Origin of the sequence: Vreelandella aquamarina (assembly GCF_020075495.1) — a bacterium.
Classification (GTDB): Bacteria; Pseudomonadota; Gammaproteobacteria; order Pseudomonadales; family Halomonadaceae; genus Vreelandella; species Vreelandella aquamarina_A.
This window is the reverse complement of record NZ_JABYQT010000004.1, coordinates 116,698-137,311: the sequence shown is the minus strand read 5'-3', so window position 1 is coordinate 137,311 and position 20,614 is coordinate 116,698. Positions and strand designations below refer to the sequence as shown.

Sequence of the window (20,614 nt, the reverse complement as noted above, 5' to 3'; positions counted from 1 at the left end):
GGCGATACGGCTTAATTGGTCATGCGCGTGATCTTGCCCACGTTCGGCAGATTGCGGATACGCTTGATGATACGTGCAAGGTGTACGCGCCCCTTGACCGACAGCGTCAAATTCACCGTCGAGAGGCGCGCATCGCGCTCTTCGATGCCAATGCGTTCGATATTGGCGTCGGCATCGGTCACCAGGCCGGCAAGCTCGGCCACCAGGCCGCGGCGGCTCTCGATCTCGATACGCAGCGCCACCGGGAAATCCTCGTCGATGGCATCCGACCACTCGAGCGTGAAGAGCTTTTCCGGGTCGTTCTTGTGCTCGACCAGATTGCGGCACTCGGCGCGATGCACCACCAGCCCCTTGCCCATGGAAAGATGGCCCAGCACCGGGTCGCCGGGCAGCGGGTGACAGCAGCGGGCAAAATTGATCACCATGCCTTCGCTGCCGCTGATCAGCACCGCCTTTTCACTATCAAGCTCCGCCCGCCGGGCATCAAAGCGCTCGCCGTGGATCACGTCCACCAGTCGCCGGGCCACCACGTGGGCCATGCGATTGCCAAGCCCCAGCGACTCCATCAGCGCCTCTTCCGAGGCCACCTCCAGCTCCTTGACCACCTGCTTGAGTACGTCGGCATCGAGCTCTTCGAGGCTGGTTTCGAAAGGCGCCAGCGCCTTGTTGAGCAGCCGCCGCCCCAGCGCTACCGCTTCGGTCTGCTGCTGGTGCTTCAGGGCATGACGAATGGCCGAGCGCGCCTTGGCGGTAGACACGAAACTCAGCCAGGCAAGGTTGGGCCGTGCGCCGGGGGCGGTGATGATCTCCAGGGTCTGGCCACTTTCCAGGCGGGTGGAAAGCGGGGCGAGGTGGCGGTCGATCCGGCAGGCAATGCAGTTGTTGCCGATATCGGTATGCACGCTGTAGGCAAAATCGATCACCGTGGCGCCCTGAGGCAGCTCCATGATGTCGCCCTTGGGCGTGAACACGTAGATATCGTCGGGAAAAAGGTCGTTCTTGACGTGTTCGATGAACTCCAGCGAATTGCCTGCATGGCGCTGCATTTCAAGCAAGCCCTTCACCCAGGCGCGCGCACGCGCGTGGCTGCCCTCGGCAATCGGGTGGGTCGTCTGCCCCGCCTTGTAGAGCCAATGGGCGGCGATGCCGTTGTTGGCCATGGCCTCCATCTCGCGGGTGCGGATCTGCACTTCGATGGGCATGCCGCGCGAGCCGAAGAGCGTGGTGTGCAGGCTCTGATAGCCGTTGGCCTTGGGGATGGCAATGTAGTCCTTGAAGCGCCCCGGCACCGGCTTGTACAGGTTGTGCACCACGCCGAGGATGCGATAGCAGCTGGCCACGTCCTCGGTAATGATGCGAAACCCGAACACGTCCATGATTTCCGCAAACGGCTTGCGCTGGTCGCGCATCTTCTTGTAGATCGAGAGCAGGTGCTTCTGGCGCCCCACCACCGTGCCCTGGAGCACTTCGTCATCCAGGCTCTGCTGAAGCGCGGCCTGAATTTCGCGCATGGCACTGCGCCGATGCCCGCGAGCGCTGGCCACGGCACGCTTGATACGCTCGGCGCGCATGGGATGGATTGCCTGAAACGATAGATCCTCGAGCTCGATACGGATGGTGTTGATGCCCAGCCGCCCGGCGATACGCGCGTAGATTTCCAGGGTTTCCCGGGCAATGCGGCGCTTTTTGTCCGGACGCAGAGCACCGAGGGTGCGCATGTTATGCAGGCGGTCGGCCAGCTTGACGATGATGACGCGGATATCCCGCGACATCGCCAGCACCATCTTCTGGAAGTTTTCCGCCTGCGCCACGGCCTTGTCTTCGAAGGTGATCTGGGTCAGCTTGGAGACACCGTCCACGAGCTCCGCCACCGGCTGGCCGAACTGAGCCGTCAGGGCTTTCTTGGAAACGCCGGTGTCCTCGATGACATCGTGCAGCATGGCGGCCATCAGGCTTTGATGGTCCATGTGCATGTTGGCCAGGATATTGGCAACCGCCAGCGGATGGGTGACGTAGGGCTCGCCGGAGCGACGGCGCTGGCCGTCGTGGGCTTGCTCGGCGTAGTAGAAGGCGCGTTTGACCTGCTGGATCTCGTCCGGGGGTAGATAGCCGCCGAGTCGATCGGCCAGGTCATCGATGGTGAACATTTACCGCGCCTCTGCCGGGTTGCTTAGTCGTCGATCTGGGCGCTGGGAGCCATGGCGGGACGCGCGCGAACGGGCGCTTCGACCGGCTCGTCGAGTACCGTGTGGTCGACCAGGCCCGCGGCGATTTCGCGCAGCGCCATCACGGTGGGCTTGTCGTTTTCCCACGCCAGTTGCGCATCGCGCGAGCCGCGCGCCAGCTGGCGGGCACGCTGGGTGGAAATCATCACCAGCTTGAAGCGGTTTTCGACATTTTCCAGACAATCTTCAACGGTTACGCGAGCCATGAGGGCCTTCCTGTAATGACGACACCGGGCCGACGTGGTTGGATAACGACACCGGCCCAGCGAAAAAGAATAGTGATAGAACCTGTTAGATTACTCGACGCCGGGCGCCTGTGACAAGAGCGCTTCGAGCAACGGCGCATGGCGCTCGCGCATGGTCGCCTGGGCCAAGCGACGGCTGATCACCAGCGACTCGAGCTCCGAAAGCGCCGTGGTGAAGTCATCGTTGATCACCAGGTAATCATACTCATCGAAGTGGGACATCTCGCTGATTGCATCGCGCATGCGCCGGGCGATCACCGCGTGCTCATCGGTACCGCGGCTTGAAAGACGACGCTCGAGTTCGGCGCGCGATGGCGGCAGGATGAAGATGGAGACCGCCTCCGGCATCTGCCTGCGCACCTGCTGGGCGCCCTGCCAGTCGATCTCCAGAATGACATCCTGGCCGGCGGCCAGCAGCGCCTGGGCCGCCTGGCGCGAGGTGCCGTAGTAATTATCGAAGACGTTGGCATACTCGAAGAAGTCGCCGCGCTCGATCATTGCTTCAAAGTCGGCCACATCGGTGAAATGATAGTTGACGCCGTCTACCTCGCCGTCACGCATCTTGCGCGTAGTGTGCGATACCGAGACCTGGATACCGTCCAGGCGCTCGATCAGCTCGCGAACCAGGCTGGTCTTGCCGGCACCCGACGGTGCGGAAACGATAAAAAGCGTACCCTGGGACATGAAGCGCTTCCCTAGTTAGCAAAAGAGTTGGCGATAGATAGCCACTGAACGTAGTGACTAAAAGATAATCGGCGCTTTAGGCCGCACGGTAACTAGCCTAAAGGTGCGCAGTATCGCACACCCGCTGCGCGGACTGTAGCATTTGCGTCCGCGCTCATATCAGCACGTGTATCAAGATAGAGGGGAGGTTGAATGCGCAGCACGCTGTTCATACTGCTGTTGATTGGCTTGGGTGTGGCGGTGCAGAAAGGCATCATCGAGATTCCCCGCCAGTGGGCGCCCTGGGCACCGCTGCACGTCGATGACCCTGTCACCCCGGTCACGCAGCTCAAGCTCAAGCGCCTGGAAGGCGACCGGGAGGGCTGCCTGGCCGCGCTGGATACCGTTCCCGAGGGCGAGCTGCGCTACACGCCACTGGATGACTACTCACCGACCGCCAACTGCCCGCTGAGCAACATCGTGCGCATGCAGTCCAGCAGCGTGCAGTTCAGCCAGAGTTTCGTGGCCAGCTGCCCGCTGGCGCTTGCCTGGGTGATGTACGAACGCCACGAATTGCAGCCTGCCGCCGAAGCGATCATGGGCAGCCGGGTACGCCAGGTGGACCACGTAGGCAGCTTTGCCTGTCGCAATATCTATCACCGCGAGAACGCCCGGCGCAGCGAACATGCCACGGCGGAAGCGCTGGATGTGACAGGCTTTCGGTTCGAGAATGGCCAGCGCATTACGCTGATCAACCACTGGGATGACGAGGGGGAAGCGGGAGAGTTCCTGCGTGCCGCCCGGGATGGCGGCTGTCAGACCTTCGGCAACGTGATCGGTCCGGACTACAACGCCGCGCATGCCGACCATTTTCATATGGGCATGCGCGGCTTCAGGCTTTGCCGTTAAAGGATTACTCGAGGTTGATATCGTCTTCGTCGGTCAGCGCACCGGCCGCCGCACCGGCGCCTGCGCCAAGAATCGCGCCGCCGCCGACGCTGCCACCAGTGGCCGCCGCCGTACCGGCACCTACCGCCGCGCCGACACCGGCGCCGCTGGTAGCACGCTCACCGGAGGTCGAACCACAACCGGCCAGGCCAATCGTCAGTGCCGCGATGGCAGCAAGGGTCAGAATACGTGGTGTTTTCGTTACTTGAGTATGCATGGGGTCACCTCCTTATGGGTTGCACCCTATACACAGTAGGAACGATTGCCCTTTTTTGCCACTTTAAAGCGACCGCGAGGGGGCGGGCGCCGGTCCGGCATCGCGCGCTTCGAGCCACTTGCCCAGAAAGAAGATGCCCAGCCCGCAAAGCGCCAGCCCCGTGCCTACCAGGCCGGTGCTCGACCAGCCAAAGCCCGCGCTGATCACCAGCCCGGCAAGCCAGGCGCCGAGTGCGTTGGCACCATTGAACGCCGCATGGTTGAGCGAGGCGGCCATGGTCTGGGCGTCGCCCGCCACGTCCATCAAGCGGGTCTGCAGCGAAGGCGCCAGCGCCATGCAGGTGCCCACCAGGCCCACGAACAGAAGCCCCGACCAGACGTAGTCCGCCGCCAGGTAGTAGCCCCCCTGAATCGCCGCACACCAGATCAGGATGCGCGGAATGGCACGCATCAGGTTCTTGTCTGCCATGCGCCCCCCCGCCAGGTTGCCGATGATCGAGCCGATACCGAAAATCACCAGCACCAGTGGCCCAAGCGCCTCACTCATGCCAGCCTGCTGGGTCAGCGTCGGCATGACGTAGCTGAAGATCGAGAACATGCCGCCGCAGCCCACACAGGCAATGGCAACGGTGACCAGCACGCGCTGCTTGACCAGGGCGCCAAGCTCGCGAAGCGGGCTTGCCAGGGCATCGAAGGGCTGCACCGGTACCCAGAAACGAATCAGCACCGCGGTCAGCAGCGCAATACCGCCGACGCCGGCAAAGGCGATCTGCCAGCCAAACTGATTGCCCGCCCAGGTACCCAGCGGTGCACCAATCAAGATGGCGGTAGTCAGCCCCAGCATCACCCTTGAAATGGCCCGGGCGCGTTGATCTACCGGCACGGCGCCTGCCGCCACCAGCGCCGCCACGCCGAAATAGGCGCCGTGCGGCAGGCCGGCGATGAAGCGCAGCCCCACGAACGACCAGAACCCCGGCGCCATGGCGCTGGCGATATTGCCCACGGCAAACACCAGCATCAACGCAATCAACAGCGCCCGTTTAGGCACCCGCGCGGCCAGCGCCGAGATCAGCGGCGCGCCGACCACCACGCCCAGCGCATAGCTGCTGATCGCATAGCCGACCTGCGGCACGCTGACCGCCAGATCCCCGGCAACGCGGTTCATCAGCCCCATGATCACGAATTCACTGGTGCCGATACCAAACCCACCTAACGCCAAGGCGAATTCGGCCAGACGCGGATTGCGCGCCAGCCCCTGGGTCGACTCTTGCATGTTTTCTCCCAACGCACGCGTGGCGTGCTGTTCTTCCTGATGGCTAACGAGCAATGATCGCAAGCCTAGACAAAAGTATAAATACATCCAGCAAAATATTAGCTGGTGAATATTTCACTTGGAGGGTTACCTATTGAAGCAGATAGGGGTTTGAAGGCTTAATAGAGAGAACAATGCCTATCGATGTTCTGCGCGAGGAAGGCCGTTCATGACCCCTGAAACGATCGAACACGCCATGCAGGCGCTCGCCAAGGCCGACCCGGATATCGCCCGGGCGCTTCCGCTGGTGGGCGTGCCGTCACCCCGCGAGCGCGATAAAGGCTTTGCGACGTTCTTCTCCACCATCGTCAGCCAGCAGCTTTCCACCGAAGCCGCACGTGCCATCATGGCACGGGTGAACACCCTTCTGCCCGAGCTGCACGCCAAGGCGGTGATCGATACCGAAGGCCAAGCGCTACGCGATGCCGGCCTCTCATGGCGCAAGATCGAGTACGCCAAGGGGCTTGCCGAGGCGGAACTTGCCGGCACGTTCAGTGCCGACGGCCTGGAGCACCTGAGTGATGAAGAAGTAATTGCTACGATTACCCAGCTTCGCGGCTTTGGCCGCTGGAGTGCGGAAATCTACCTGATGTTCTCGCTCAAGCGCCCGGACGTGTTCCCCGCCGATGACCTGGCCCTGCGCGTGGCGCTGGGCCGGCTGAAAAGAATGGAGAACAAGCCCACGCCCAAGCAGGCGCGCCAGATGGTGGAACACTGGGCGCCCTGGCGCAGCGTGGGGTCGCTGTTTCTGTGGCACTACTACCGCGGCGAGCCGCTTTAGGCATTCAACCCGCCGAACTTGCCCGCCTGGTAGTCCTCCACCGCCTGAACGATCTCCTCGCGAGTGGTCATTACAAACGGGCCGTGGGAGTAGACCGGCTCGTCGATCACGTCTCCATGACCAAACACCAGCCGCGCATCGCTGCCGGCTTCGATCACCAGGCACTCGCCGTCGCGGTCCACTTCGATCAGATGGTGGGCCTTGACCGACTCGCCGCCCACCGAGACGTCACCGCTCACAACATAGAGAAACACCTGCCGGCCAGGTGCCACGGGCAACTGTTCGCGCGAGCCAGCCGGTAGATTCAGCGTCGACATGAACACGCCGGTCAGCGCCTCGACGGGGCCGGTCTGCCCTTCCCACTGCCCGGCAATCAGGTTCAGTTCGCCACCTTCGCAAAGCGCAATCGCTGGAATGTCGTTCTTCTGAAGGCCCGCATAGCGCGGCGCGCTCATCTTCAGGCGCGAAGGCAGGTTGACCCATAGCTGAAGAATCTCCAGCGGGCCGCCGTCGCGCAGAAATTCCGGCGGCGAAATCTCGGCATGCACGATGCCGCTGCCCGCGGTCATCCACTGCACGCCACCTGCATGAATCACGCTCTGGTGATCCGCGCTGTCAGCGTGGGCAAGCGAGCCTTCCAGAATGAAGGTCACCGTCTCGAAGCCACGGTGCGGGTGCGGGCCAAAGGGCAAACCCTGGTTGTTCGCAGGATACACCTGCGGGCCGTGATGGTTCAGAAACAGAAACGGATCGAGCTGATCAAGTTTCGGCCCCGGCAGCGGGCGCCGGGTGACCAGATCGCCGATATCATCGCGCCTAGCCGGGTGCTGGGCAATCACGTGACGCTCTGATGGGGTAGTCGCTGATGGCATAAGGTACTCCTTGCAAGGTTACCCTCAGCTTAAAACCTGGGGCGGGCGATGTTGAGCGAATAATTTATCCGGTTTCGTTGAAGGAAATTGGAAGCAAGGAAACATTCAATACCGCAAGACGTGCAGATGTAAGAGGCTCCGAGGGTTTCAAATCATTACTTACAGCAAGATGGTCGGTTACCTAACCATTTCAATCGGCAAAGTTTGAAGCTGAAGTGCTTTTTACCGGTGGGCCCGAACCTCGGAAAGCCAAAACATCAGGATATCGGCCAGATGGATACCTACGTGCGCCCATACGATGAGCAGCGTAAAACAGTGATGACCACCCCACTACCGGGCTGATGCTGTGCAGTGAAAAAAGCGAAGCGGTAGCAAAGTACTCGGTACTCGCTGATCAGAAACAGCCATTTTCGGTGAAGCATCTGCCGTATCGCCTTCCGAGGAGGAGCTCACGCGGAAGTTAGAGCGTGAGCGAGCGAAGGCGGAGGAACCGCTTCAACACAGCACACGATGAGTGCCTATGTTAATAACTGAATTAATTTTAATTTATCTATCAAATCAACACACCCCCGCCCGGTAGCTGTCTGGCTCGAGCCAGAGCTGCCCGCGTAAATCACCCTTAAGGCAAAAGAGCTTCGGCCCCTTGCGAAAGTTGAACAGTCTAAACAGATGGTAATGATCAGAATGAACTCGCGAGCAGTCGAGCTCGTTGGGTGTAATGAAAAACGCGCTTTCTTTGGCAAACGCCGTAGTCTTGACTTCAATCAGCCGGTCGCGGCCATCGGGTTCGAAGGAGCGAATATCGAACCCCAATCCATCGCCTTGGGTGATGGCCACGTGCTCGACACGCTCGGCAAGTTTTTCCTGGCCTACTTGAATCAAACGGTGCTGCTCAAAACGCATCACCAGATGCTCACCCGCAAGCCCTAGCTCGCGATTGCGGGTTTCCCGGGCCAGGTAGTCACGTTTTTGTGGCAGGCGAACCGAGTAATCAGCGTGGGGTTCGCGAACGCCTCTTTGCGGCGGTTTCGTTTTGGGAGGCTCGACAATAATGCGCTCATCTACAGTACCGGTGGTATCGACCACCGGAAGATCAGCGGCCAAACGCGCCGCGCGATCAACGAGTTCGCTTCGCAGCAATAATTCCTCGACCACCTCAACCAGGCTGTGCTGATAGTTGCTGCGTGGCTTGTAGCCATCCACATAGGGACAATTGGCATCGCGCAGCACTGCACTAATATTGCAGTGCTTGAATTCGATAGCGCTAGCCGAGCGGCCATCGAGCCGTGTCATGAGTGCTCGATTGAGTTCGCGCTTGTTATAGCTTTGCCCGCTTAGTTCCGCCACCAGCATCTGCCGGTAGGTGAGAACGGTCGCCTCGACCTCACTTGTACTCCAGGGTGTCGCTCGACTCATATCTTTCACTCAATATTCTGAATATTAAAATAGAATATGAATTAATTATCCATATAAATCAAATGCTTAATTAATTGAAAATCACTCATTTAACAGGGTTACTGCCCAACATACTACCCAAATGCCAAAAGCTAAATACTGCTGCATAAAGGCATTGCACCGACGGCCGGGGCCCCTGAAGTGAGTATGGGCACACGGTTATTAAAATGACTTCACAGCTCATAAAATACCCTCATGCATTATCAGCCGAGAAAATTCATCATTTCTTGATCAGATAGCCTGTCTTCAAGATTTTTACAGTACCCCCATCCTTGCTCTTTTTAACCGCTGTCGTATCGAAGTGCCAATATTGTCGCAATGCAATGGCTCCTGATTTCACCCACAAACAAAACACAAAAGTGTTGTTAATACGGTCGTACCAGGCGCCTCTATGGCTCGCATATTGAGGCCGGAGCTTCAAAGGCCTTTTTACGCGCCTGGGCCAGATTCGCTAATCGCTTCTCTATTGACCCGGTTATCCCCACGGTTATCAGTGACAGGATGACGCTAGAGGATCACAAAGGCCTTATCGCAAGGTTCATCGCTTCCTTGAAAGCGATTATCAAACATGACCGCGAGAGTAAGCGGAAGGCTGGCTGGGTGCCTGATACCAAGGTGCACTACGTGTGGTGTCGGGAGATTGGCCGTAACGGCAAGCCGCACTATCACTTCTTCTTCCTACTGAATCGTGACGCGTATTACATGCCAGGTAAGGCAGCCTCTCAAAAGAGAACCTTATCAGCCGGGTGTCACGTGCTTGGTACAGCGCGCTGGGAATCTCTTGGAACCCTCAAGAGCCATGGGTACACGTACCTGATAACCCGTACTACTGGATCGACCGAGGTGACCTGACTAGCTTTGAGCAGGCTTTCACACGTGCCTCTTATCTCTGTAAAACGAATACAAAGCAGTACGGGCTAGGTGTACGAGCGTTTGGCACCAGTCGTCACTGAAAGCCTCATCATAATCATGAAGCAAGGCTGCTAAGCAGCGCTTTGCCCACATGCCCCCACACCGCTAAACTCGGCTCACTATTTTGTGGGGGCTAGGTATCCGCCATGCCCACGATTACTGCCATACATGGAATCATCAATGAGCCACACCGTTACGCTGCAACAGCTGGAATCCTTCTTATGGGAAGCCGCCGATATTCTGCGCGGCAATATGGATGCGTCCGAATACAAGGATTACATCTTCGGCATGATGTTCTTGAAGCGCTTATCAGATGCCTTCGAGGAAGCCCAGGAGTCGGTGGTTGCGTATTACCTCAGCAAAGGCAAAAGCGAAGCCCAGGCGCGTGAGTTGGCCAACGACGAAGACGAGTACGACAAAACCTTCTACATCCCGCCAGTTGCGCGCTGGGGTGCCATCAAAGACCTGAAGCACGACATTGGCGCGGAGCTGAACAAGGCTACCGAAGCGATTGAAGAACACAACGCCACGCTGGAAGGCGTGCTGGTATCCATCGACTTCAACATCAAGAACAAGCTCTCTGATAAGAAGCTGCGGGATCTGCTTAGCCATTTCAGCCGCTACCGGTTACGCAACCAGGATTTCGAGCGGCCTGACCTGCTGGGCACGGCCTACGAATACCTGATCAAGATGTTCGCTGACAGCGCCGGTAAAAAAGGCGGCGAGTTCTACACGCCTTCTGAAGTGGTGCAGCTACTAGTATCGCTGCTCAAGCCCCATGCGGGCATGCGCATTTACGACCCAACGGCGGGATCGGGCGGGATGTTGGTGCAAACCCGCAATCACCTAGCCGTCAATGGCGAGAACCCGGCCAACTTGTCGCTGTTTGGCCAGGAAATGAACCTGAATACCTGGGCCATTTGCAAGATGAACATGTTCTTGCACGGTGTTTACAGTGCCGATATTCGCAAGGGTGACACGCTAGGCGACCCGCAGCACACCCAAGGCGGTGAGCTGATGACCTTCGACCGGGTTCTGGCCAATCCACCGTTCAGCTTGAAAAAGTGGGGCAAGGAGGAAGCCGATAATGACCCCTATGGCCGCTACCCCTACGGCACGCCGCCGAAAGATTCCGGCGACTTGGCGTTTGTGCAACACATGATCGCCAGCCTGAATGCCGAGGGCATGATGGGCGTGGTGATGCCCCACGGCGTGCTGTTCCGGGGTGCCAGTGAAAAGGCCATCCGCCAGGGCATTCTTCAAGACGACCTGCTGGAAGCGGTGATTGGCCTTCCACCGGCGCTGTTCTACGGCACCGGCATTCCCGCCAGCCTGCTGATCATCAATAAGCAGAAGCCTGCCGAACGTAAAGGCAAGGTGCTGTTTATCAACAGCGAGCTGGAATATGAGGAAGGCAAGAACCAGAACAAGCTGCGTCCGCAGGATATTGAGAAGATCGTCGCCACCTTTGACGATTACGCCGAGATCAAGCGCTACTCCAAGGTCGTCAGCATGGCTGAAATAGCCGAGAACGATTACAACCTGAACATCCGCCGCTATGCTGACACCAGCCCACCGCCAGAAATCTTTGATGTGCTTGCCATCCTCCACGGCGGCATCCCCGTGCGGGAAGTGGAAAGCGAGTATATCCGCGAAGAGATCCTGATGGAGTTTGACGTAAGCTGCGTATTTGATCGCCGTGATGAGGCCTACTACGACTTCAAACCTGCCATCGACAGCAAAGAGCAGCTACGTAACATCGTTCAGCAAGAAGCCCCCGATGCTGAAAACAGCGACGCTATTATCAGCCAGCTAGAACGCTGGTGGGATAAGTACAAGGTCTCGCTGCATGAGCTGGATGCCGAAGTAGCCGAAGCCGAAAGCGTGATGAAGGGGTATTTGAGGGAGCTGGGGTATGAGTAACAGGGTGCCTGCTGGGTGGGGCATCCATGAGCTGGGTGACCTCGCTGAAAAAATTGAAGGTGGTGGAACACCTCCGCGTATAGAACCCACCTACTGGGATGGTGGCATTCCTTGGGCAACTGTTAAAGACTTGCGCCGTGTGTCACTTACTTCCACTGCAGAATGCATCTCAGTTCAAGGGCTGGAAAAGAGCTCGAGCAAACTGATTTCTGCCTACACAATGATCATTGCCTGCCGAATGGCAGTCGGGAAAGCTGTTTACTTCGACCGCGATGTAGCAATTAATCAGGATTTGAAAGCCTTCTATCCGGTTAGCGGAGTAGACTGGCGATTCATATTGCATTGGTACCTATCTCAAAGTGAGAAAATCGAAAATCTCGCGACTGGCTCAACCGTAAAGGGTATTCGGCTCGACGACTTAAAACTGTTGCCTATCGACCTCCCACCACTCCCCGAACAGAAAAAAATCGCCGCCATCCTGTCATCTGTCGACGAGGTGATTGAAAAAACACGCGCCCAGATCGACAAGCTGAAAGACCTGAAAACCGGCATGATGCAGGAGCTGCTGACCAAAGGTATTGGGCCGGGCGGCGTTCCACATACCGAGTTTAAAGATTCGCCTGTGGGAAGGATTCCTGTTGGCTGGGAAAGCTATCTATTGGGGGATGTGTTTGATCTTAAAAATGGTGTGAATAAAGACAAGGATGCTTTTGGTCATGGCGTACCAATTATCAGCTACAAAAATGTTTATGTAGGTGGAGGAATTCTGGACTCAGACCTTAGCGCGCTCGTCGAAATGAATGAAAAGGAGCTCTCAAGGTTCAGGGTTCATTTTGGAGATGTGTTTTTCACGAGAACCTCTGAAACACCGGACGAGATTGGCTTTTCTAATGTCTATTTAGGTCGAAGAGACGATGTGGTTTTCAACGGCTTCGTTATTCGTGCTCGTCAAAAAAATGGCTTATTCCACCCTAATTTTTTGAAATATGTATTTCAAAGCAACGCCGTTCGTAAGCAAATGATGGATAACAGCAAGTTTACGACAAGAGCAGGTATCAGCGGTGAGTCTTTGGGCCGTATCGCAATAGCTGTTCCAGACATATCTGAGCAAAAAAACATAGCTAATGCTCTAGACTCAGTTGAAGCGCGTATCACAAAAACCATCAATAAGATCAACGCTATTCAATCGTTCAAAAAAGCCCTAATGCAAGACCTGCTCACCGGCAAAGTCCGCGTCAATGTCGATGCCCGCGAGCTGGCCGACGACTAGCCCATCTTTGAAGTAACGGCATCGTACAGTGCGTATCGATGCCGCTTTCTTAGGTCTCCACCTGCACGCTGGCTTCAATCAGATTCTCGACCTCTGAGTAGATATCCACCTCGCTATCCGGCACGTCGATGCTGACGATCAAGCTAAAGCGAACGCGGTTTTGCCAGCGTTCTTCTCCTGCACGGTACTTCCACCAGCCGCCCACGGGATAGACCGCTAGTGTGTGCATATTGGCTAGATCCGCCGCTGAACCTGTCCACGTATCGGAGTGTAGCGAGCCTCGGGTTCTGATTTGGGAACCCAGTAGCCAACCACTGCTATCACCTTCGACACCTTGGTAGCCCTCGACAGACTCGTTGGCCACGCGGTTAATTGCAGCACGAAAGTTTTCTAACGATTGACTGGGACGAATGACATTGAAACGCAGCCCGTGAGATTGATAACTGTAGCGCTGGCGGTAGCCTCTGCGGCCTGGGTTTGGCTCAATAAAGTACGACAGCGTCACCCGTAATTTAATATCCAACTCTGGCGGCAATGTACGTAACTCTTCCACGGGCCAGGGCAACTGATAAAGTTGCATTTCGTTCAGTTTCGGATCGTCAGAAGCCTTGCCACTCGGCTTTTTGAAGGGCTGCAGGGTATCCTGAACAATCAACGTCAAGGCATTGTTCGCACTGTACCTTGCACGCTCTAGGCTCGGAACGCCGTGGCCTACGCATCGCAGCATCGTCTTGGCAGCATTGGAGGGCGTTTGGCTTTTGTTCAGCAGGTCAAAACGCTCCCACATTCGGGGTGTCCATTCCGCCGAATGAACAATCAGCCCGCGTATTGTCTCTGGCCAGTAATCAGGATACTCCGCCATCAGCAGTGCGGCCTGTCTGGAAACCAACGCACAGGCCGCGCTGGTATCTTTGGTGGTCTCGAATAGCTGCCCGCTGGTTCTGCCTGAGGTGGTTAATAGCGACACCACGTCAGCATCGGACACTTCCGTGCCGTCAGGCGATAACAACCGGTTACCGCCTTCTGCCACCACATCAGGTTTATAAGGCGCTTGCTTTTGCCAGCCCCAATTCACCGATGACCGGCTCGCGGGGGCAACATCCCCAGGTTTGGCAAAAGGTGCCCAGCCTACAAAGCTGGGGTCGTCGTTGGTTGTTTTTTCTGTGTAAGCACCAACGGTTAAGGCGTTCCATGCTTGGGCCGGGTCTTCAATGTCCGCGAGATGTACCTGATCCCAGACATCCACTGTCGCGTATAACGATTGGTTGTTACCAGCAGAAATCACAAACAGCCTTTGTAAATCGTCCTCCAGACCGAAGGCGAACTGATCAATTTCGGCAGACCAGGACGAAGGCTGCCCGCTTATCGATTCAGCGGGCGAGGTAACCGCCAGAGAATAAACGCGGGAAAACTCCGGGTTATCAATTTCAAGCTTCGCTGCGGTGCCTACGGTAATAGCGCCGTAAAGTTCAGGATCGTTATTCCCAGCGGGTGGCAATATGCGGCCAGACTCAATTCGGTAAGCAAGCCAGATCTCGTGAGTAGCAAGTAACGATTCATCTAGCTCACCCAGCGCTGCTAGCCCCGCTTGCCTGGAACCGTGGTCGTTATACGGCGCTAGGGGGTAGGTAGGCTGGTAGTCATCATAGAGAGGCCAGCTGGACTCCCACGCTTGTGCCACCTGCTGAGTAATCACCTGGCTTAGTAGTGGATGATGGAAATTGACCCCTGTATCCAGCACCGTAATAGCGGTTGTGGTGCTTTCGTCTAGCCGTATCCGGTCTGCTAGCTCATCGGCCCACTCGTGCTGCTCTTTAGCTGGCATAGAAATGAACGCATTCGGAGTCTGTTTGGCGCGACGTAATTCTTCAAGGTTGGCGATTAGCTCTGGAGCTGATTTAAGCTGGTCAACGGATGCTTTGATGAGAATAACGAAACTATCAAAGAAACTAAGCGAGGTGTTGCTTAGCTCAGCGTCAAGCCGTTCAGCAAGCTGTGCAGCCACTTCGCTAGCAGATAGATCTGTCGCCCGCTTTTTCAGCCACAGTTCCCACCACACAGGCTGGTCTGCTGCTTCGGGGAATAGTTCTTGGGCATCTGTCCAGAAGGAGCGTAAATCTGCCAGCTTGATCTCAGCGATGCTGTCGATAAACGCCTGATTACGAGGCATGCCCTTGTCTGTATCTTTAGTAAGATACCAGTGGAGCTTTTGGTTGAAAGCATCGCGCCGTGACTCAGGAATGAAAACCGTCGCGACTTCGTGGTCACCCTGCTTACGGCAGGAACAGAGCTTGAAGTCGCGGTTATCGAGCTTCTCTAACGGGAGCTCGATGCCTGAAAATCCGACAACTTCAACGTAAACACCTGTTTCATCTGTAATAGGTACTAACGGCTCAGCTTGGCGAGCCTCATGCCTAGCCAGCACGTTAGCGTATTGCTGTGCTAAGGCAGTGCCGTGTTGATGCCTATCTTGAAGAGCAACTTCGGGGCTTCTACCTCGGCTTCGGGACTGAAAATCTTCTCTACTACCAACACCGTTAACCAGTAAATGCGGTTTCCGATCCGCCATGAAGCACCCTTATTCCTTATTGTTTTCCGTTTTGTCGGCGTTGTACGGCCTTGGTAATCATTGCGGTAGTGATGTTGGCATCATGGTGCAAGACCGCTTCTTTGGCAGCGTCCTCACAGGCTCGGGTAACGTCCGCTGAGCTTAGCCCGCAGGCACCCTGGGTGATTTCATCCCAGCTTAGATGCCCAGTCTCAAACGCTGAGAGGCGATTTTCGACCAGCTGCTTGATTTGCGTCTGACCTGGTTTTTCAAACTGAATGATGTCGTCAAAACGCCGGTAAAGCGCTTTATCCAACAGTTCTGGGTGATTGGTCGCCGCCAAAATGATGCTTTCAGAGGTGTCCTGTTCGACGAACATAAGGAACGAGTTCAACACGCGACGTATTTCGCCAACGTCGTTTGTCGCGCCCCGCTGTGTGCCGATCGCGTCAAATTCGTCAAAGAGGTATACCGCTCGCGTTTGCTTGATGTGATCAAAAATCAACCGCAGCTTAGCGGCGGTCTCACCCATAAAGCGAGTGATCAGGTTATCCAGAACGATGGTGTACAGCGGTAGCTTAAGCTCTGAAGCAAGTACCGCTGCCGACAGGGTTTTGCCCGTGCCCGGCGAGCCGGTAAATAACAGCTTGCGCCGTGGGGAAAGGCCAAACTGAGCCAAGCGACTTTTTTGCCGCTGCTCCAGTAATACCTTATCCAGCCGCTCGCTTACCTCACCCGAGAGCACCAACTCGTTTTTGCGAGCGGTTGAGTGCGTCAGCTCCAAAAGCCCTTTCAAATCGCCTTTGGGGTGCTGGGCAAGCGGAGTCGGTTTAGTAGGCGCAACGGTCAGGTTTTTCGAGGCTTTCTGAGAACGCTCGATGGTTTCCTTGATTTCGCTGGCCAGCTTGTGGTGCCCCTTGCGGGCTTCTTTGGCAGCGACTTGCAAGGCAATAGAGTAGAACCGCTGATCATCGTGATCAGCGTGGCTCTTCAATAATGCTTTGATCTGCTCTGCCGTCGCCATAAATTACCGGATGCGTCTGTGGAAAATGCCCAAACAGGACTGGGCTTTTGATGAAATAAAGTATAACGCGTTCGTTGAATCGCTTCACAACTACTTGCGGCGAGACGCCTCTGCTTAGGTCGTAAACGGCTGAACCGGTGGCGATAGCATGCTAGGCTGAGCCAAAAGCATGACAAAGGATAATTACCTTGTTTCAGGATGAAGTCGATAAGGTTGAGCTACCTGCTATTGCCCAACTTCAGCAACTGGGGTGGCGTTATGTTCCTGGGGCAAGTTTATCCCCTGTGCTGCCTATTGACGGTGCCCCTTCTACCGGTGAGCGCGGCTACTATCGTGACGTAGTACTCGTCAAACAGTTAGAAGCCGCCCTGCGGCGCTTGAACCCTTGGATCAGTGAAGAGAACCTGCGCAAGGTACTGCGGGAAATGACTCATCCCCACCATGCGGGCCTGATGGAGTACAACCACGCCCTCTACCAACAGCTGGTCAACTACCTCTCGGTAGAACAGGACGTGGGCAAGGGGCGCAAGGGCCAGACGGTCAAAATCATCGACTTCGACCAGCCTGACAACAACGACTTCATCTGCACCAACCAATTCAAGATTGAAGGCCTTAACCAGAACATCATCCCGGATATCGTTTGCTTCGTGAACGGGCTGCCGCTGGCGGTGATTGAGTGTAAGTCGCCTTATATTGCCGATGCTCTGGCGCAAGGTATTGACCAGTTACGGCGCTACGCCAACCTGCGTTATCCCGAAGATGACGAAGGTGCGCAAAAGCTGTTCTGGTACAACCAACTGATGGTGTCTACCTGCCGAGACCATGCCAGGGTCGGCACGATTAGCTCCAGCGCTCAGCATTACGGCGATTGGAAAGATGCCTACCCGTTTAGCGATGCAGATATTCATCAGTTACTCAGTTCCGCTCAGGTGGCCAACACGCCTAAGCCTTCCTCCAACTCGTATGACGTTAACGAGGTGCCTTCCCCCGCTTACCTGTTAGAAGCACAACGTATCGCAGCGGGCAATCCGCTTCACAGCGCTATTACCGCCCAAGAGCGGCTACTCGCCGGACTTTTCGCACCGGCCAACTTTCTCGATGTTCTGCAGAACTTCACGCTGTTTGAAGCCGTGGACGGGCGGCTGATCAAAAAGATCGCCCGCTATCAGCAGTACCGGGCGGTTAATAAAGTCATTGAGCGCCTAAAAGCGGGTCAGGATCGCAAGGAAAAGTCTGGCGTGGTGTGGCATACCCAAGGCTCTGGTAAGTCGCTCACCATGGTAATGCTCGCGGTGAAGATGCGCCGCGACCCGGAGCTTCAGCAGTACAAGCTGGTCTTTGTTACCGACCGCACGCAGCTAGATAGCCAGCTCTCCGCCACGTTCCGCGATGCTCAAAATGAGACCATTCACAATGCGGGCTCTGTTGCTCAGCTAAAAACGCTGTTGCAGCGCGATTCATCCGATATCGTCACTGCCATGGTGCAGAAGTTTCAGGATGCCGAAGCCGAGGGCGATTTCAGCGACCTGAACCCCAGCGATAAAGTGATCGTGCTGGCCGATGAAGCCCACCGCACCCAGTTCGGTAACCTTGCCGCCACTATTAATGCGGCGCTACCTAATGCGCCCAAGATCGGCTTTACCGGCACGCCGTTGCTGAAAACGCAGAAAATGAGCCAGGCGTTTGGTGGCTACATTGATCAATACAAAATCAACGAGGCCGTGGCCGATGGGGCCACGGTGCGTATTCTCTATGAAGGCCGTCAGGTGCTCACCGATGTAGTGGGCGATTCGCTGGATGCACTGTTTGAGGAATATTTCGGCGACTACAGCAACGACGAAAAAATAGAGATTAAGAGGACATACGGAGTCGAGCGCGCAATACGCGAAGCACCGGCACGTATACACTGGGTATGTATCGACCTGCTGAAGCACTACCGCGAGCATATTCAGCCCAACGGCTTTAAGGCGATGATTGTGGTGGGGAGCCGCTATGCCGCTACGCTGTTCAAGAAAACCCTGGATGAGCTGGGTGCCCCACCGTCTGAAGTCATTGTATCTGGCAGCCACAACGACCCGGCTTACCTAGCGCCGTACACCGATAAAGCCCGCCAGAAACAGGTCATCAGCAATTTCACCAAGCCGTTAAATGAAGACCCCACGGCTTTTTTGATCGTGAAAGATATGCTGTTGACGGGCTTTGATGCGCCCATTGCTCAGGCGATGTACATCGACCGCAGCCTGAAAGACCACACGCTCATGCAGGCAATAGCACGGGTTAACCGCACCTACTCTTCCCCGAATGGCAAAGGGGCAAAACAAGCTGGCTTTATCGTCGATTACTACGGGTTATCTGACCAGCTCACTGAAGCGCTGGAGATGTTCAGTCACGACGACGCCGAAGGCACTTACCACAGCCTGAAAGACGAGATCCCCAAGCTGAAGGCCGCCCATACGCGGGTGGCGAAGCTATTTGCAGGGGTGAAAGAGAAGGATATTGATACGTATGTCCTTTTCCTCAAAGACGAAGACAAACGACAGCAGTTTGAGCTGGCCTATAAAGCCTTTGCTAAGCAGATGGATATCATCCTGCCAGATACAGCGGCCAAGCCGTTTGTGCCAGACCTGAAATTCTGGGGCAAGGTGCAAAACGCCGCGAGAAACCGCTACCGCGACCCGGGCCTTAACCTGGCCGATGTAGGTGAGAAAGTTCGCAAGCTGGTGGAAGACCACATCATCAGCACGGGGGTAGACCCCAAGATTCCGCCAGTGGATTTAATGGATGCCAACTTCAAGCAAACCGTGGAGCAGATCAAATCCTCGGAATCTAAGGCGTCCGAGATTGAGAGTGCGATTAAACATCACATTACCGTCAACCTGGAAGAAGACCCCGAGTATTACAAATCACTCAGCCTACGCCTGCGGGATATCATTGAGAAAACGGCAGGCAAGTGGGATCAACAGCTAGAACTACTGCTGCAGATGGTCAGCACCATCGACACCGAGCATAAGCAAGAAGCCGATGCTCTAGGGCTGAGTGAAACCGAGTTTGCGTTCTACAACATCCTAATGGCGGAAGTGACCCACCATGCCGGGGAAGATGCCATTAGTGAAGCGGTGCATGATGAGATAAAGGCCACAAGTCAGCACCTCGTCGATATGTTTGATGAAGCGACCCAGATCGTCGACTTCTTCGATAAGCAGGATCAGGTCAAACGCATGAAAAAAGAGATTAAGCGCGCCGTTCTGGATGGCTCCTTTGCGGACAAAGCTCTGGTCAACGTTGTGCAAGACCGCTTTATGGAGCTGGCCAAGCGTCGTTTCGGCAACGCAACCCCATGACCGCCATGGCACATCCAACCGAATACCGAGAGGCCTCGGGTTTTATTGCTGAAATCATCCGCACCAACCGCCGTAAATCGGCGGATATCCGCGTGGAAGAAGGGGCGGTCTCTATCGTCGTACCCAGTGACACCCCGCTAGAAAAGATCGATCAGCTGTTGGCCAGCAAGCGGCGCTGGATCAAAGAAAAAATGGCGCTATACCAGCTGGCCACGCCTGCCAGTAGCCGCGAGTTTGTTTCCGGTGAAGCGTTTCCTTACCTGGGGCGCAACTACCGCCTCAAGATAGAAACCGGTGCCTTTACTCCCGTAAAGCTGGTACACGGCAGGCTGCTGGTCACGTTGCCCCAAAGTACCCAGCGCCCATCTATGGTGCGCAATGCCTTGGTACGCTGGTACAAACGCCAAGCCGAACAAAAAATAAAAGAGAAAGTAACGCGCTTCGCTCCCGTTGTGGGGGTATCGCCCATGAGCGTCGGCATTCGCACGTTCAAATCACGCTGGGGCAGCTGCACCGCCAAAGGCAAGCTGGAGTTTAACTGGCAGATCATGATGGCCCCCAACCGCATGGTGGATTACGTAGTGATGCACGAACTCTGCCACCTCATCCGCCACGACCACTCCCCTGAGTTTTGGAATGAGTTAGGACGTGTGATGCCGGACTATCCGCAGTGTCGTGAGTGGTTGAGGGAAAATGCGGAGAGGGTTAGGTTTTGATGGATTTTAATTGCTGGTTGCGTCATTTTATTTTATAACAGCACAATTAATCTTAATTCGACCTCAACAATACTAAAAGAAATTTTTTATTTCGTCCCCATAGAGTCTATAAGTCATTCATTACTAAAGTGCATAAAAATCGTTAAATTATAACTGGCAAAGG

15 protein-coding genes and 1 pseudogene are annotated in these 20,614 nt (G+C 55.9%); 7 read left to right on the top strand and 9 right to left on the bottom strand.

Translation table 11 applies throughout. The features are described 5' to 3' along the window. Positions 1-11: 11 nt before the first annotated feature. The 3 genes from HW452_RS08155 to gmk form a co-directional block, all read right to left on the bottom strand. Positions 12-2,147 carry a RelA/SpoT family protein gene (locus tag HW452_RS08155; RefSeq protein WP_224105609.1) on the bottom strand — a complete coding sequence of 712 codons (2,136 nt, stop codon included), beginning with the start codon at positions 2,145-2,147 and terminating at the stop codon, positions 12-14. Between the two features lie 23 nt (positions 2,148-2,170). Next, a complete protein-coding gene (rpoZ, locus tag HW452_RS08150) occupies positions 2,171-2,431 on the bottom strand; it encodes a DNA-directed RNA polymerase subunit omega (RefSeq protein ID WP_018918467.1) in 261 nt (86 codons plus the stop codon). Positions 2,432-2,521: 90 nt separating this feature from the next. Next, complete coding sequence (gmk, locus tag HW452_RS08145) at positions 2,522-3,154, bottom strand: guanylate kinase (protein WP_224105608.1); 633 nt, start codon at positions 3,152-3,154, stop codon at positions 2,522-2,524. A 192-nt stretch (positions 3,155-3,346) separates the two neighbouring features. On the opposite strand from gmk, the gene HW452_RS08140 reads away from it, so the two are divergent. Continuing rightward, entirely contained in the window at positions 3,347-4,042 is a 696-nt protein-coding gene (locus HW452_RS08140; protein WP_224105607.1) for an extensin family protein, read from the top strand. Positions 4,043-4,046: 4 nt separating this feature from the next. On the opposite strand, the gene HW452_RS08135 is transcribed toward HW452_RS08140, so the two are convergent. Continuing rightward, complete coding sequence (locus HW452_RS08135) at positions 4,047-4,298, bottom strand: hypothetical protein (RefSeq protein ID WP_224105606.1); 252 nt, start codon at positions 4,296-4,298, stop codon at positions 4,047-4,049. Positions 4,299-4,361: 63 nt separating this feature from the next. Beyond that, positions 4,362-5,570: an MFS transporter gene (locus HW452_RS08130; protein ID WP_224105605.1), complete on the bottom strand. Its 1,209-nt coding sequence runs from the start codon at positions 5,568-5,570 to the stop codon at positions 4,362-4,364. A gap of 208 nt (positions 5,571-5,778) precedes the next feature. Between HW452_RS08130 and HW452_RS08125 the strand changes: the two genes are divergently transcribed. Further along, positions 5,779-6,390, top strand: coding sequence for a DNA-3-methyladenine glycosylase family protein (locus HW452_RS08125; protein ID WP_224105604.1), 612 nt, complete (start codon positions 5,779-5,781; stop codon positions 6,388-6,390). Here the strand turns inward: HW452_RS08125 and HW452_RS08120 are convergent. Both HW452_RS08120 and HW452_RS08115 read right to left on the bottom strand, forming a co-directional pair. Then, a complete protein-coding gene (locus tag HW452_RS08120) occupies positions 6,387-7,262 on the bottom strand; it encodes a pirin family protein (protein WP_224105603.1) in 876 nt (291 codons plus the stop codon). The two genes, HW452_RS08125 and HW452_RS08120, sit on opposite strands and share 4 nt — an antisense overlap. Before the next feature lie 558 nt (positions 7,263-7,820). After that, positions 7,821-8,678 (bottom strand): DUF3883 domain-containing protein, encoded by an 858-nt coding sequence (locus tag HW452_RS08115; RefSeq protein ID WP_224105602.1) that lies wholly within the window; start codon positions 8,676-8,678, stop codon positions 7,821-7,823. A 540-nt stretch (positions 8,679-9,218) separates the two neighbouring features. Between HW452_RS08115 and HW452_RS17700 the strand changes: the two are divergent. The 3 genes and pseudogenes from HW452_RS17700 to HW452_RS08100 all read left to right on the top strand — a co-directional run bounded on the left by HW452_RS17700 (position 9,219) and on the right by HW452_RS08100 (position 12,822). Beyond that, positions 9,219-9,670, top strand: a pseudogene (locus HW452_RS17700) (inovirus Gp2 family protein). Between the two features lie 139 nt (positions 9,671-9,809). After that, positions 9,810-11,552: a type I restriction-modification system subunit M gene (locus HW452_RS08105; protein WP_224105601.1), complete on the top strand. Its 1,743-nt coding sequence runs from the start codon at positions 9,810-9,812 to the stop codon at positions 11,550-11,552. Then, positions 11,545-12,822 (top strand): restriction endonuclease subunit S, encoded by a 1,278-nt coding sequence (locus HW452_RS08100; protein WP_224105600.1) that lies wholly within the window; start codon positions 11,545-11,547, stop codon positions 12,820-12,822. Before HW452_RS08105 ends, HW452_RS08100 begins: the two co-directional genes overlap by 8 nt. A gap of 49 nt (positions 12,823-12,871) precedes the next feature. Here the strand turns inward: HW452_RS08100 and HW452_RS08095 are convergent, their stop codons facing one another. Further along, positions 12,872-15,391: a S8 family peptidase gene (locus HW452_RS08095; RefSeq protein ID WP_224105599.1), complete on the bottom strand. Its 2,520-nt coding sequence runs from the start codon at positions 15,389-15,391 to the stop codon at positions 12,872-12,874. Between the two features lie 16 nt (positions 15,392-15,407). Then, positions 15,408-16,394, bottom strand: coding sequence for an AAA family ATPase (locus HW452_RS08090; RefSeq protein ID WP_224105598.1), 987 nt, complete (start codon positions 16,392-16,394; stop codon positions 15,408-15,410). A gap of 188 nt (positions 16,395-16,582) precedes the next feature. Between HW452_RS08090 and HW452_RS08085 the strand changes: the two genes are divergently transcribed. Both HW452_RS08085 and HW452_RS08080 read left to right on the top strand, forming a co-directional pair. Continuing rightward, positions 16,583-19,735 (top strand): type I restriction endonuclease subunit R, encoded by a 3,153-nt coding sequence (locus HW452_RS08085; protein ID WP_224105597.1) that lies wholly within the window; start codon positions 16,583-16,585, stop codon positions 19,733-19,735. After that, positions 19,732-20,451: a M48 family metallopeptidase gene (locus tag HW452_RS08080; RefSeq protein ID WP_224105596.1), complete on the top strand. Its 720-nt coding sequence runs from the start codon at positions 19,732-19,734 to the stop codon at positions 20,449-20,451. Before HW452_RS08085 ends, HW452_RS08080 begins: the two co-directional genes overlap by 4 nt. The last annotated feature ends 163 nt before the right edge of the window (positions 20,452-20,614 follow it).